This is a genomic window from Geomonas oryzisoli (assembly GCF_018986915.1).
GTDB classification, from domain to species: Bacteria; Desulfobacterota; Desulfuromonadia; order Geobacterales; family Geobacteraceae; genus Geomonas; species Geomonas oryzisoli.
On record NZ_CP076723.1, the window covers coordinates 4,280,121 to 4,293,016 of the forward strand.

The 12,896-nt window shown below is 63.1% G+C and carries 9 protein-coding genes and 1 riboswitch; of the genes, 3 read left to right on the forward strand and 6 right to left on the reverse strand.

From position 1 onward, the window contains the following. Positions 1 to 44 precede the first annotated feature (44 nt). Positions 45 to 151: riboswitch (cyclic di-GMP riboswitch) on the reverse strand. Positions 152 to 472: 321 nt separating this feature from the next. Beyond that, positions 473 to 2,554, reverse strand: a complete 2,082-nt coding sequence (locus tag KP004_RS18565) for a methyl-accepting chemotaxis protein (RefSeq protein WP_216799888.1) — start codon at positions 2,552 to 2,554, stop codon at positions 473 to 475. Positions 2,555 to 2,884: 330 nt separating this feature from the next. Next, on the reverse strand, positions 2,885 to 4,492 hold the full coding sequence (locus tag KP004_RS18570) for a methyl-accepting chemotaxis protein (RefSeq protein ID WP_216799889.1): 1,608 nt from the start codon (positions 4,490 to 4,492) through the stop codon (positions 2,885 to 2,887). Positions 4,493 to 4,838: 346 nt separating this feature from the next. Between KP004_RS18570 and ercA the strand changes: the two genes are divergently transcribed. After that, positions 4,839 to 5,999: an alcohol dehydrogenase-like regulatory protein ErcA gene (gene ercA, locus KP004_RS18575; protein ID WP_216799890.1), complete on the forward strand. Its 1,161-nt coding sequence runs from the start codon at positions 4,839 to 4,841 to the stop codon at positions 5,997 to 5,999. Continuing rightward, positions 5,983 to 8,031: a hybrid sensor histidine kinase/response regulator gene (locus KP004_RS18580; protein ID WP_216799891.1), complete on the forward strand. Its 2,049-nt coding sequence runs from the start codon at positions 5,983 to 5,985 to the stop codon at positions 8,029 to 8,031. The genes ercA and KP004_RS18580 overlap by 17 nt, the downstream gene beginning before the upstream one ends. 26 nt (positions 8,032 to 8,057) lie before the next feature. Here KP004_RS18580 and KP004_RS18585 read toward each other — a convergent pair whose 3' ends face one another. The 4 genes from KP004_RS18585 to KP004_RS18600 form a co-directional block, all read right to left on the reverse strand. Next, complete coding sequence (locus tag KP004_RS18585; RefSeq protein ID WP_216799892.1) at positions 8,058 to 9,140, reverse strand: class I SAM-dependent methyltransferase; 1,083 nt, start codon at positions 9,138 to 9,140, stop codon at positions 8,058 to 8,060. 189 nt (positions 9,141 to 9,329) lie between these two features. Further along, on the reverse strand, positions 9,330 to 10,100 hold the full coding sequence (locus tag KP004_RS18590; RefSeq protein ID WP_216799893.1) for a DUF5020 family protein: 771 nt from the start codon (positions 10,098 to 10,100) through the stop codon (positions 9,330 to 9,332). Beyond that, positions 10,078 to 10,236, reverse strand: coding sequence for a hypothetical protein (locus tag KP004_RS18595; protein WP_216799894.1), 159 nt, complete (start codon positions 10,234 to 10,236; stop codon positions 10,078 to 10,080). The genes KP004_RS18590 and KP004_RS18595 overlap by 23 nt, the downstream gene beginning before the upstream one ends. A 200-nt stretch (positions 10,237 to 10,436) precedes the next feature. Further along, on the reverse strand, positions 10,437 to 10,796 hold the full coding sequence (locus tag KP004_RS18600; protein ID WP_216799895.1) for a CZB domain-containing protein: 360 nt from the start codon (positions 10,794 to 10,796) through the stop codon (positions 10,437 to 10,439). A 352-nt stretch (positions 10,797 to 11,148) separates the two neighbouring features. Between KP004_RS18600 and KP004_RS18605 the strand changes: the two genes are divergently transcribed. Continuing rightward, positions 11,149 to 12,696, forward strand: coding sequence for a SulP family inorganic anion transporter (locus KP004_RS18605; RefSeq protein ID WP_216799896.1), 1,548 nt, complete (start codon positions 11,149 to 11,151; stop codon positions 12,694 to 12,696). Positions 12,697 to 12,896 lie beyond the last annotated feature (200 nt).

Sequence of the window (12,896 nt, forward strand, 5' to 3'; positions counted from 1 at the left end):
GACAAAAGCCCATCCACGGGATAGGCTCGCTTTGTCTACCCGACTTCGGCAGCCCCTCATTCCAGTAAAGGCTTCCTCCCGTTACTGCACGCCTTTCCCTGGACAGGTAGCTTTGCGCCACCGGGTTACCCCGGTTTTGCCTTTTCGATCAGAATGTTAATTATTATTGTCGAACTTATATCTCGTAATAACCAGTGATCATTGTCATGACGTCACAAATTCGTCACGAATCATGACAACAGATAATTAAAATTCTCACGTATACGCCTTTGGGCAGCAAAGCCTACCTGCTTTGCCACCCATTGTCAAACCTAATTCAAATTCTTGGATATATAGGGCGTCAGGAAAAACGAAAGCCCGCCAAAGGTGGCGGGCCCGGAAGAAAACAGCCCGGAGCGGCTGGAGGGTCATTACGGAGATACAGTGCCTGGCGCGACAGCCCGTGGGTGGGCTACCGTGCCAGGTCGGCGGTTTAGAATGCCTCGAACTGCTGGTCGAGATCGCTGAGACTGATGTCGACACCGCCGGGCTGGCCGGCGTGGGTCAACTTGTTCCCCTTGCCCCCCTTGGTTTTCACCGGGGTTTCCTTCCTGGCGGCCTTCACCTCATGCACCGGCTCCTGCCAGCGCGGTTTCTGCACGCTCCGGTCCTGGCCGATGTTGAAGTAGCCGATGGTGACCTGGAGCTGTTCGGACTGCGAGGAAAGCTCTTCGGCTGTGGCGGACATCTGCTCGCTGGCCGAGGCGTTTTGCTGGATCACCTGGTCCAGCTGCTGGATCGCCTTGTTGATCTGTGCGGCACCGCTGTCCTGCTCCTTACAGGCGGCGGAGATCTCCTGCACCAGTTCCGCCGTGCGCTGGATGTCCGGTAGCATCCGGTCCAGCATCTGCCCGGCGGTCTCCGCCACCTCCACGCTGGTGGAAGAGAGTTCCGATATCTCGGCAGCTGCGCGCTGTGAGCGCTCGGCCAGCTTCCTCACCTCGCTCGCTACCACCGCGAAGCCTTTGCCGTGCTCCCCGGCGCGGGCAGCCTCGATGGCCGCATTGAGCGCGAGGAGGTTCGTCTGGCGGGCGATCTCCTCGATGATGGAGATCTTACCGGCGATATCCTTCATCGCCTGCACCGTCTGCGCCACCGCCTTGCCGCCTTCCTGGGCGTCCTGCGCCGACTTGACTGCGATCTTCTCGGTCTGCAGCGCGTTGTCCGCGTTCTGCCTGATGTTGGACGACATCTCCTCCATGGAGCTGGAAGCCTGCTCGGCTGCGGCGGCCTGTTCGCTCGCCCCCTGCGAGAGCTGCTGCGAGCCCGACGACATCTGCTGGCTGCCGCCCGCCACGTTGTTCGCTGCCTCCTTGACGTCGGTCACCACGGCGGAGAGCTTGGCCACCATGCTGGAGAGGGAACGCATCAGCTCGTCGTTGCCGGAACGTTCGGTGAGCTGGACGGTCAGGTTGCCGCCGGCGACCTCCTTGGCGGCAGCGGTGATGTTGGCGATCGCTTCGATCAGCTGGTTCAGGTTGTTCTTGATCTGGTTGAAGTCACCGCGGTACTCCTCCCTGATGGGAGCGGGCATGTCTCCCTTGGCGATCCGCTCGACGTACTCGGCCGCGACCTTGAGGGGACCGATGACCGCGTCGAGGGTCTGGTTGACCCCAACCACGATGCGCCGGAAGTCCCCCTGGTGCTTGTCCGCAGCGGCGCGGGTGTCCAGTCGTCCTTCCACCGCCGCCTGCGACAGTGCGTTGGCGTCCTCGACCAGTGCCCTGATCCGCTCGGTCATCCCCTTGAGCGCGGTCAGGAGCTGCCCCGACTCGTCCGCCGACTCCGTTTCCAGGTTTGCGGTCAGGTCACCCGCCGCGATCTTGTTGGCCGCCTCGACCGCCTTGCCCAAAGGCTTGGTGATGGCGTTGGCGAGCAGCTTGGCGAACAGGAAGGCGAGGAAGGCACAGGCGATGCCGCCGGCTACCAGGATCAGCTTGGTCCGCGACTCCAGGGTGTCTGCAGTCTTCATCCGCTCCGCAAGCAGCGACAGTTCCTCCTTCTGCATGTCGGCAAGCACCACGCGCATGGCGTCCATGAACTGCTTTCCCTTCGCCTGCTGCACCGTTCTCACCACCCCTTCCATGGCCGCGGCACTCCCTGAGGCCTGCCGTCTCTGGGCGATCAGCGGGTCCACGTCCACCTTCAACCAGTCTTCCTTGGACTGGAGCAGCTTGTTCAGACGCTCCTGCTGCTTGGGGTTGTCGGAGGTCAGCCGCTTCGCCTCCTCCCATGCCTTGGTGAAGTCCGCCTTCCCGGTGTTGAGCGGTTCGAGGAACCTGTCCTCGCCGGTAAGGGCGAAGCCGCGCTCCCCCGTCTCGATGTTGACCAGGGCGGCCAGTATATTGCCCACCTCACCCGTCACCTGGTAGGTGTGCACGTTCATCCTGTTGGCCGCACTGAGTGAGCTGAGATTGATGTAGGCCACGGCAACCAACGCCGTAACCAGAACGATGATGACGGCAAACACCGAGTACAGCTTCTTTCCGATCTTCAAGTCCCTGAAAAAATCCATTACTCCTCCCATTCCTGTTACCGTTCGCTTGTTTGACAACCGATGTCTCCGGATATCGGTGCAGGCGGTGGGAGATTTAGCAGTTACTTATTCGAAAGCTCCCGGAGGGAGCGCATCATGCCGTGCTTGCACGCGATTTCGTATACTTAGATTCATATTATTTTTTACTGAGACGGTGGGGTATCGCCGGCCCCGGCGGAACGATCGGCCGGAACCGCAGAAAGTTCAGGATGGGGCGTGAACAGCTGCAGGATGTGAGGGGTGAACAGCGGTTGGTTCGCGGCAGGCGCCCCTTGCGGCAAAAGCCGCCGGGGCGCCCGAGGAGGTAGGCTACAGTTTGAAATGACCGACCAGGCGCTGCAACTTCTCGGCGCTGCCGTTGAGCTCGTGGGCGGCGACGGCGGACTCGTGGGCACCGGAGGCGGTCTGGCGCACGGTTTCGGTGATCTGCTGCATGCTGCGGGAAATCTCCCCGGTGGTGGCGGTCTGCTCCTCGGCTGCCGTCGCCACCTGGTTCACCTGCATGGCCACGCCCTGCACCTGTTCCAGGATCTCCCGCAGCGCCTCTCCGGAACGTGCGGCCTCCGCCGTCCCGGTGGTCACCTGCCCCACCCCCTGTTCCATGACCGCCACGGCGGCCCTGGTCTCCTTCTGGATCGCCTTGATCATCTCGTCGATTTCATGGGTGGCGCGGGTGGTCCGCTCCGCCAGGGCCCGCACCTCGTCGGCGACCACCGCGAACCCCCTTCCCTGTTCACCCGCACGCGCCGCCTCGATGGCGGCATTCAGGGCAAGGAGGTTGGTCTGGTCGGCGATGTCCTCGATGGTAACGATGATCGCCCCGATCTGGTCCGAGCGTTCCCCGAGCTTTTCCACCGTCCTCGATGACTCCTGCACTTTCGCGGCGATCTGTCCCATCACCGAAACGGTGGTCTCCACCACCTGGGCCCCATCCTGGGCCGAGCGACTGGCCACGGTGGCACCTTCCGAGGCCCGCTGGCAACTCTGGGCGATGTCGCCCGAGGTGGCGGACATCTCCTCCCCGGCGGTGGCTACCGTGGCGGATTGCTGCGCCACCTCTTCAGCCGCAGCGGCGATCTTTTCCGAGCCGGAACTCAACCGCTCCGACGAAGCCACCACCACGTCCGCCGTTGCCGCGATCTGCCGCACCATGTCCTGCAGGTTCAGCACGAAGCCGTTGAACTCCCTGGCCGTCTCGGCCAGTTCGTCCCTGGTCGCAATCTCCGCCTGCCGGGTAAGATCCCCCGCGCTCACGGCGGTCAAGAGGTTACGCATGGCGTTCACGGACGTCATGATCCCCTTCAGCAGCATGATCCCCAGCCCGGTCTGCAACAGGACACCTATCAGGCCGATCACACCACCCTCTATCAGGGCCTTGCGGCGCTCCGCGTCGAAGTCCCGGTCCGCCTGCCGCATCTCCCGGACCAGCGAATCTGTGACCTTGTCCATCTGGGACTCTATCTTTTCCACCTGCGCTTCGATCTGCCGATCCAGCGCACGGAGTTCCTGATCAGAGCTGTCGCCTCCCCGCAACAGCGGCACCATCTTCTGTTCGAAGGTCCCGATCACCCCGGCCACGGAGCCTTTCACCTCGGCGAAAAGTCTCTTTTCCTCGGCAGTATCTGCGCTGGCAGCGCTCTCCTCGATCGTCTTGAGCACTTCCGCCTTTTTGGCCTCCCACACCTTCAGGGTGCGCTCCAGGTCCCTGTTGATCTCCGCATCGCCGACGACCCGGTACAGCGCGAGCCCACCCATGGAGGCCTCTTTGGCCAGCACCGCGGCATCCGAGCGCTGGGCGCCCTCATCCTGCATCCTGCCGAGGGTGGCGATGGTACGGAATTCAACGGCAGCGATCACGGCTATGGTTATCAACATGACCGCCATGTTCATGATGATCTTGGCCCGAATGGTTGTCATTTTTGCCTCCTGTTTCCCTGCCGTCATCGGCGTTAGCTCTATGTATCGACCGACTACGCCTTTCCATGTATGAGGGGAATCGTAACGGTGACTGCGCTTTTTCCCACAGCAGCGGCCGCTGTCACAGCCGCATCGGCATCTGCACTCGATTTGCCGGAACCCCATCGGTGCCACCCATTTTTCTTAAAGTTTTCCGCGCGATGACCGATTAGACTCCACTAAGGCTGATCCAGTCTTCCCGTGGTAAAAAACACGAAATACTGCTACACTACACAAGTTGCCCAGACATTGGTTGCCCTTAACTCATGTTATGACAGAGCGATCTGTTCGATCAGGGAGATAGGAGATGGCGGAAGGTTTGCAGCTTCGAAAGTTTCTTGCTCCGGAATTCATCTTCGGCGTCGGCGCCAGGGAGTTGGCCGGACGCTACGCCAAAAACCTCGGCGGCCGCAAGGTACTGGTCGTCTCCGACCCGGGGGTGGTTAAAGCCGGCTGGACCAAGGACGTCACCGACAGTCTGGACGCCGCCGGCGTTCCTTGGGTCCTCTTTACCGCGCTCACACCCAACCCCAAGGCGGACGAGGTCATGGCGGGAGTGGCGCTGTACCAGGCGGAACACTGCGACGCCCTGGTCGCGGTCGGCGGCGGCAGCCCGATCGACTGCGCCAAGGGGATCGGCATCGTCACCTCCAACCACAAGCACATCCTCGAATTCGAGGGGGTCGACATGGTGAAGTCCCCCATGCCTCCCCTCATCTGCATCCCGACCACCGGGGGCACCTCCGCCGACGTCTCCCAGTTCGCCATCATCAGCAACCCGCGCGAGAGGGTGAAGATCGCCATCATCAGCAAATCGGTGGTGCCGGACATCGCGCTCATCGACCCGGTCACGCTGATCACCATGGATCCCTACCTCACCGCCTGCACCGGACTGGACGCGATGACCCACGCCATCGAGGCCTTCGTCTCCACCGCGAGTTCCTCGATGACCGACCTGCACGCGCTGGAGGCGCTCAAGCTCCTGTCCGCGAACATCATCCCCAGCATCCGCAACCTCGACAACGAGGAGTTCAGGAGCCAGGTGATGATGGGGAGCCTGCAGGCCGGCCTCGCCTTTTCCAACGCGATCCTCGGCGCCAACCACGCCATGGCGCACAGCCTCGGCGGCGCGCTCGACCTCGCCCACGGCGAATGCAACGCGATCCTTTTGGACCACGTCATCGACTTCAACTTCGACTCGGCTCCGGAGCGTTTCGAAAAGATCGCCGAGGCCTTCGGTCTGGACCTGCGCGGCCTCCCCCTCCCCCAGAAGAAGAAGCGCCTTTTGGAGTACGTCCGCAAGCTCAAGGCGGAGGCAGGGGTGGGGCGCACCCTGGCGGAGGTCGGCGTCGGCCGGGACGACCTGAAGCTCTACAGCGAGCACGCCCTTAAGGACCCCTGCATGGCCACCAACCCGCGTCGCGCCTCCAAGAGGGACATCGAGGTCGTCTATGAAGAATCCCTCTGATCCGCGTCTCCCCGAATCCGAGGAGGCGCAGGACTCCCCCGAGGACTCTTCCCAGGAGGCGCTGGAAGCGCTGCAGCGCAAACTCGCCGGGCTCGGCGAGACCTCCATGCGCAAGACCTACTACCCTGAGCTGCAGGAGCGCCTGGAGGAGCTGGAACGCCTCAAGGCCTTCCTCGACCACAGTAACGACGCCATCTTCCTGGTGGAAGTAATGACCGGGCGGATCGTCGACCTCAACGAATCCGCGTGCCGGCAGCTCGGCTGGAGCCGCAGCGAGCTCCTGGAAAAATCCCTGTTCGACCTCTCCGACCTGCACGACACCCCCGCCGCCGTTTCCCTGATCCGCTCCGAACAGGACGCCGAGGGGCGCGACGTGATCGTCACCGAACTGTACTGCCATGACGGCGGGAGCTTTTGGGCCGAGTTGATGCTGAACCGGATGCACTTCAGGGAGCGCGCCTACGTCTTGGCGGTGGCGCGTGACATCACCCAGCGGCGTGCCGTCGAGGAGGCCCTGCGTCAAAGCGAAGAGTTCCTGAAGAACATCGTCGACCACATCCCGGCCATGGTCTTTGCCAAGGATGCTCAGCAGTTGCGCTTCATCACCATCAACAAGTACGGCGAGGAGCTGCTCGGCTTTTCCCGGAACGAAATCCTGGGCAAGAAAAACGAGGATCTTTTCCCCCCCGCACAGGCGCAGTTTTTCAGCAGCAAGGACCACGAGACCCTGGAGCAAGGGGAGCTGGTGGAGATCCCGGAGGAGGTCATCACCACCGCCGCCGGCGACCGTATCCTGCGCACGAAGAAGATCCCGCTGGTGGACGAGCATGGGAAATCACGCTACCTCCTGGGGATCGCCGAGGACATCACCGAGCGCAGGCAGCTCGAGGAAAAGCTCCTGCAGTCCCAGAAGATGGAGGCGATCGGGCAGCTGGCGGGCGGGGTGGCTCACGACTTCAACAACATCCTCATGGTGATCATGGGGTATGGCAGCATGCTGCGCAACGACGCGGCCCTGGCCGCGCCGCACCGGGAGCAGGTCGACCGGATCATGGATGCCGCCGACAAGGCGGCGCAGCTCACCTCCGGGCTGCTGACCTTCAGCCGCAAGCAGGTGATCAAGACCCAGACCGTCGACCTCAACGACGTGATCCGGCACGTGGAGAAGTTCCTGTCCCGCATCATCGGCGAGGACGTGCAGCTAAGAGCCCTGCAGGCCGGGCATCCCCTTCCGGTCGACATCGACGCCAACCAGATCGAGCAGGTGCTGGTCAACCTCGCCACCAACGCCCGTGACGCCATGCCGCGCGGCGGGCTCCTCACCGTGGAAACGTCGCTGCAGCGGATCGACGCCGCCTCCGTCCAGGCCAACGGCATCGGCGAGCCCGGCCCCTACGCCGTGATCTCCATCTCCGACACCGGCGTGGGCATGGACGACCAGACCAGGAAGAGGATCTTCGAGCCGTTTTTCACCACCAAGGAGGTGGGCAAGGGGACCGGCCTGGGCATGTCCATCGTGTACGGCATCATCAAGCAGCACGCGGGCTTCGTCAACGTCTACAGCGAGCCGGGCATCGGCACGACCTTCCGGATCTACCTGCCGCTGAGCGCTACCAGCCCCCTGGCCGAAGAGATGTTACGGGACCTGGAACAGCCGAGGGGGGGCCACGAGACCATCCTGGTGGTCGAGGACGAAGCGGACCTGCGCACCCTGCTGGAGCAGATTCTGGCCGGCGCCGGATACCGCGTCATCCTGGCCGCCGACGGCGCCGCCGCCATCGAGCAGTACGCCCGCCGCACCGGCCCCATCTCGCTGATACTCATGGACATGATCATGCCCGGCATGAGCGGCAAAGAGGCCTGTCAGGCGATCAGGGCCATCGACCCGGCCGCCCGGGTGCTCTACACCAGCGGCTACACCATGGACATCATCAAGAGCCGTGACCTCATCGAAGAGGGGACGGAGCTGCTCATGAAACCGGTGCGTCCGTTGGAGCTGCTGAAAAAGGTGCGGGAGATGCTGGAGCGGTAGGGATGGTGCTCAGGCAGGAATGACGCTCAGGTGCGGCAGCGCATGAGGAAGAGCCGGTCGGCGTAATCGCCGGCCTTGACCAGTTCGGCGCGGGAGAGATCGGCCGCCGGGACGGGTTTGCGGAAGCGGCGCAGGAAGCGACGCTCGGCGCCGTCCAGGGCGGCATTTTCGTGGCCGAGCCGCCCGGGAAGATGCAACGGCGCCAGGCGCCAGGGAGCGAGCGCCGCGGCCAGGCAGGGATTGAGCCGGTACACCCCGTCCTGTTCACGGCAGGGGCCCTTCACGTCCCGCCCCAGGTAGAAGACGAAGTTCCCCGGTGCGCGCTTGTCCCGCTCCAGCTCCCGTATCCTGGCGACCTCCCGCTCCGGCTCCGGCAGCGCCCCCCGGTGGGCGAAACGCAGCAGTTCGAGGCCGCTGGCGGCGACCAGATCCAGGATCTCCGCGATGCGGTAGCTCTTCACCTGGGGGTGGAGCAGCGCGTCGGCGAGTCCGGAGCGGCTCGACACCTCGTCGGAACTCTCGAAGAACCCCCTCAGCCTGGAATCCTTCCCGCTTCTGGCCACCATCCTCCGCACCTGTTCCGGATCCCGCACCTTCAAAAATCTCAGCGCACGGCGGATGGAATCCTCCTCCAGCCGGGTGTAGCGGCTGTAGAGCATGACCCTCACGATCCCCCCGTGCGCAAGTCGCGCCGCCAGCGCCCGCAGCCCGGCCAGCGGCTCCGCCAGGTGATGCAGCACGCCGTAGGCATCTATCATGCCGTAGGGGCCGGGTGCCAAGTTGGGATCGCAGAGGTCACCGGGCAGGAACTCGACCCCCGTTAGGCCGTGCAGCAGGCAGTGCAGCCGCGCCCGCTTCAGGCTGTTGCGGGAGAGATCCAGCGCGGTGACGGGGGTGTCGGGGTTGGCGAGCGCAAAGGGATAGGGGGCGAAGCTGCCGCAGCCGGCGATCAGGATGCGCCGCGCGGCTGGGGGCGGAAGCTCCCCGTTGAACAGTGCCCAGAGGGCGTCCAGGTTGTTGGCGTAGGTGTCGCGGCGCCGCACCGAGGCGAAGAGGGGGTAATCCGGGTAGGGGTAAAGTTCGTAGTGTTGGCGGACGCTTTCGGGCATGAGGGAGACTCTAGCGTGCCCCGGCCGGGTTGGCAAGGCTTCCAATGAGAAACTAGGACATGAAAAAAGGGGCCGTCGATATCCCGGCCCCTTCCCATTTCCTTTTGAAACCCGGCTGCGCCGCTGGTCGCGGCACCGCCGAAGCGGTCAATTGTCAATTATCCATTGTCAATTGTCCATTGTTTCCCGCTACATCACAAACTTCAGCATCGCCTGCGGCGCGAACTCGTTCACGCCCTTGACGCCGAACTTGTTGTGCCAGTAGATCACCTCGGTGCCGACGTAGACGCTGTTCGGGGCATCCCAGAACTTGCCCAGGTCCAGCAGCAGGCGGGGCTGCGCGTCGATGTTGAACGCGAGGTTCCCTTCGCTGCCGGCGATATCGGTGAAGCCTTCGAAGATCATGTTGGCCTTACCCACGGTGAAGGGGAGCTGCCAGCAGGGGGTCACCTGGTAGGTGCTGCCGGCCTGCTTCGGGTCGTTGCGCACGTAGACGTTGAGGTCGGCGAAGTTGAACTTGGGAAGGTTGAGGCTCAGGCCGACGCCGTACAGGTAGTTGCGGAAGCCCTGCCCCATCTCGAGGGTGCCGGCGACCAGGACGTCCTTCACGAACGGCGCGGAGAAGTCGCGCCCGGTGATCTTGCCGAGGGAGAGCCTCGGAGAGAGCTCGCCGTAGATGCCGGTGTTCTCCTTCTCGGCGTTGGTCACGTCGAAGAAGAGGAAGTTGTCGCCGTACTTCCAGGCGTTGGCGTGCTCGATGGTGATGGTGGACTGGGTCCCCTTGGTGCCGGTGAAGGGGTTCTTGAACTGCCCGCCCCACAGGGTCTGGATGTTGGTCTCGTTCCAGAGGGTCATGCCGGCATGCGCCTCCTGGGCGGCGAAAGGCGCCAGCAGCAGGGCGGCGAGGGCCAGGGCTTTGAAGCCGGTGGACAGGGCGCTACGGATCGATCTCTTCTTCAAGGTGCTCTCCTTTGTGGTACATGCTGACTACCTGGCGGTAGCTGAAAAACGCACTACAGGGGGAATCGTCAACGGCGCGGCAACGGGCGCAACGCTGCCGTGACGGGCAGCGGGGGCCGTACCATTTAGTCGACATGGGCACTCTTTCGGGGAAAGTCGCAGGCTGGGGGTGGTTGCTCTGCTAAAGGGGGATACAGCGCAGGAGACGAACCGCTGCGCCCTTGCGGGCGCGACTCACCTTGTCAAACGTTTCCGCTTCAAAAGCGGCGTAAAACTAGCACGTTTTTCGGCGCAGTTCACCTTTTTTTGATCTAATTAAACAGCGTACAAAATTGGTCAGACCATCTCTCGCCATCTGATCAGCGTTTCCATGAGCTTGTTGGAAGCCTGCTGGAACTCGCCGTCGTAGTCCATCATCTTCCTGGCCTCGTCCGTGTTCCCCTCGACCGCCAGCCCGGCCACCTTGCACGCTATCTGGTGGAACTCGCCGTGGAGCTGCTTGACCTGCTTATAGAAGTAGGAGGAACGGTGGCGGGACGAAACGGCACTGTCATAGAACCATTTGCCGAACTGACAATCGGTCTCGGTGCAGGGGCCTTTGTGGTCTTCCAGCTGCCCCTTGCAGATCAGGTCGTTCAGCTTGAACTTGTACATGGCATGTTCAGTGATCGCGTTATTGATTTCTTGCTTTTCCATTTTCTTGTCCTTTTCAGGAATCGTGTTGACTATAGTCCTTAGGTGTTTCTGAAATGATCCTGAGCACCTACAAATTAGCAACAACTGTTCCAAGATCCCGTTTCAGCGCGGCGAGAGGGGCAACCACAGAACCTGCAGCACTTTTACTACTGTAATCATTAGCAAAAGAGGACCGTATGCGGCGACGGCACCTGCGCAAGATTAACCCGGGCCAAGAGTTTAGAGCCGCCCGCCGGAGGTATTGGGGTAATTGACGCACCACCTGGGTCGCCACTCCCCACTCCCCGGCACATTGATCTTGCAAAGAACCGTGTGCTATGGCAACGTTGGCGCCTTGGAGGAGATGCCCCCCATGAAACGAAAACAAGCGATGCTTTTCGGTGCCGGCGACGTCAACGCCTTCTTCGGACTCATGCTGGACAACCTGTCCGGCCTGGTCATCATGGCCGGCATCCTCACCGGCGTCTTCGGGATGCCGCGCGACCTGGTCCTGTCCCGGATGCTTCCCGGCAGCGCCGTCGGCGTTCTTTTCGGCGACCTGCTCTACTCGTGGCTCGCCTGGCGCCTGGCCCGCCGTACCGGGCGCAGCGACGTCACCGCGATGCCGCTCGGGCTCGACACCCCGTCGACCTTCGGCATGGCCTTCGGCGTGCTCGGCCCCTGTTTCCTGGCCACCAGGGACGCTCACCTGACCTGGCAGGTCGGCATGGCGACCATCGTGCTCATGGGGGTATTCAAGATCGCGGTTTCCTTCTGCGGCCCCGCCCTGAGAAGGAACATCCCCCGCGCGGGACTTCTGGGCAGCATCGCCGCCGTCGCGCTGTTGTTGATCGCCTACCTTCCCTTCCTGAAGCTCTTCTCATCGCCGGTGGTCGGCTTTCTGTCGCTTGGCATCGTCTTCATCTCGCTGCTGGCCCGCTTCCGGCTCCCGCTTGGCATGCCCGGCGCCCTGGCTGGCATCCTGAGCGGGACCGTCGCCTACTACCTCATGGGAAGCCTGGGTCTGCTTCCGGGCGGGGCGCACCCTCTGCTCCAGGCAGCACAGCCCGCCTTCTACCTCCCCCTCCCCACACTCGAGTTCCTCCCCGGAATACCGAGGGCGCTCTCCTACCTGCCGCTCGCCATCCCCTTCGCGCTGGCCACGGTGGTGGGCGGGGTCGACGTCACCGAGAGCGCCGCGGTGGCGGGCGACGACTACGACACCCGGGAGATCCTCCTGGTGGAGGGATTCGCCACCCTGGCTGCCGGCCTGTGCGGCGGCGTCATGCAGTCCTGCCCGTACATCGGCCATCCCGCCTACAAGGACATGGGGGGACGCGCCGGCTACACCATCGCCACCGCGCTCTTCATCGGCTTCGCAGCCGTCTCCGGCTACCTCTCCTTTTTCGTGGGGCTGCTCCCGGAAGCTGCCGTGGCGCCGATCCTGATCTTCATCGGCATCGAAATCACCGCGCAGGCCTTCGAAGCAACACCCAAGCGGCACTACCGCGCGGTGGCGATCTCCTTCATCCCGGTGATCGCCTGCCTCACCACCATCGAGTTCGGGCAGATGCTGGCCGGACTGGGCAAGAGCTCCGCCGACCTCGCCGGTGACCTTCGCGCCACCTGGCAGGCCACCGTGATCCTCGGTAACGGCTTCATCGTCACTTCCCTTCTGTGGGGCGCCGCCTTCGCCAACGTGCTGGACCACCGCCCCGGCAAGGCCGCCGTCTACCTCCTTTTCTGCTCCGCGCTGTCGCTGTGCGGCATCATCCACTCCCCGCTCCCCTCGGGCGCCATGTTCTCCCCCCTCGCCCCGCCGCAGCCCATCGTCTGGCACCTGGCCGCCGGCTACGCCGTCATGGCCCTCTCCTTCTGGCTTCTCTCGCTGCTCTGCTCCACCTCTGCCGCGGAGGAATGACCCGCCGGGTTTGATTCCGCCGGCAGCATCGATGACTTGGGGACTGGCTCCGCAGGTGCCTGTCCCCTTTCCCTTTCCCTTTCCCTTTCCCTTTCTCTTTGCCTTTCCCTTTCTCTTTTCCTTTTTTCGTCCGCGTATACGCTCATGGCAAAAGGATCACCGTGTGTTAGCATTGGTTGTCGCCCGTTTCTCGGGAGTGG

Bases quoted from the DNA above. Each gene is read 5' to 3' on its own strand.
- ercA (WP_216799890.1), top strand. From the start codon at position 4,839: ATGGCGGAAGGTTTGCAGCTTCGAAAGTTTCTTGCTCCGGAATTCATC.
- KP004_RS18585 (WP_216799892.1), bottom strand. From the start codon at position 9,140: ATGCCCGAAAGCGTCCGCCAACACTACGAACTTTACCCCTACCCGGAT.
- KP004_RS18595 (WP_216799894.1), bottom strand. From the start codon at position 10,236: ATGTCGACTAAATGGTACGGCCCCCGCTGCCCGTCACGGCAGCGTTGC.
- KP004_RS18565 (WP_216799888.1), bottom strand. From the start codon at position 2,554: ATGGATTTTTTCAGGGACTTGAAGATCGGAAAGAAGCTGTACTCGGTG.
- KP004_RS18605 (WP_216799896.1), top strand. From the start codon at position 11,149: ATGAAACGAAAACAAGCGATGCTTTTCGGTGCCGGCGACGTCAACGCC.
- KP004_RS18570 (WP_216799889.1), bottom strand. From the start codon at position 4,492: ATGACAACCATTCGGGCCAAGATCATCATGAACATGGCGGTCATGTTG.
- KP004_RS18600 (WP_216799895.1), bottom strand. From the start codon at position 10,796: ATGGAAAAGCAAGAAATCAATAACGCGATCACTGAACATGCCATGTAC.
- KP004_RS18580 (WP_216799891.1), top strand. From the start codon at position 5,983: ATGAAGAATCCCTCTGATCCGCGTCTCCCCGAATCCGAGGAGGCGCAG.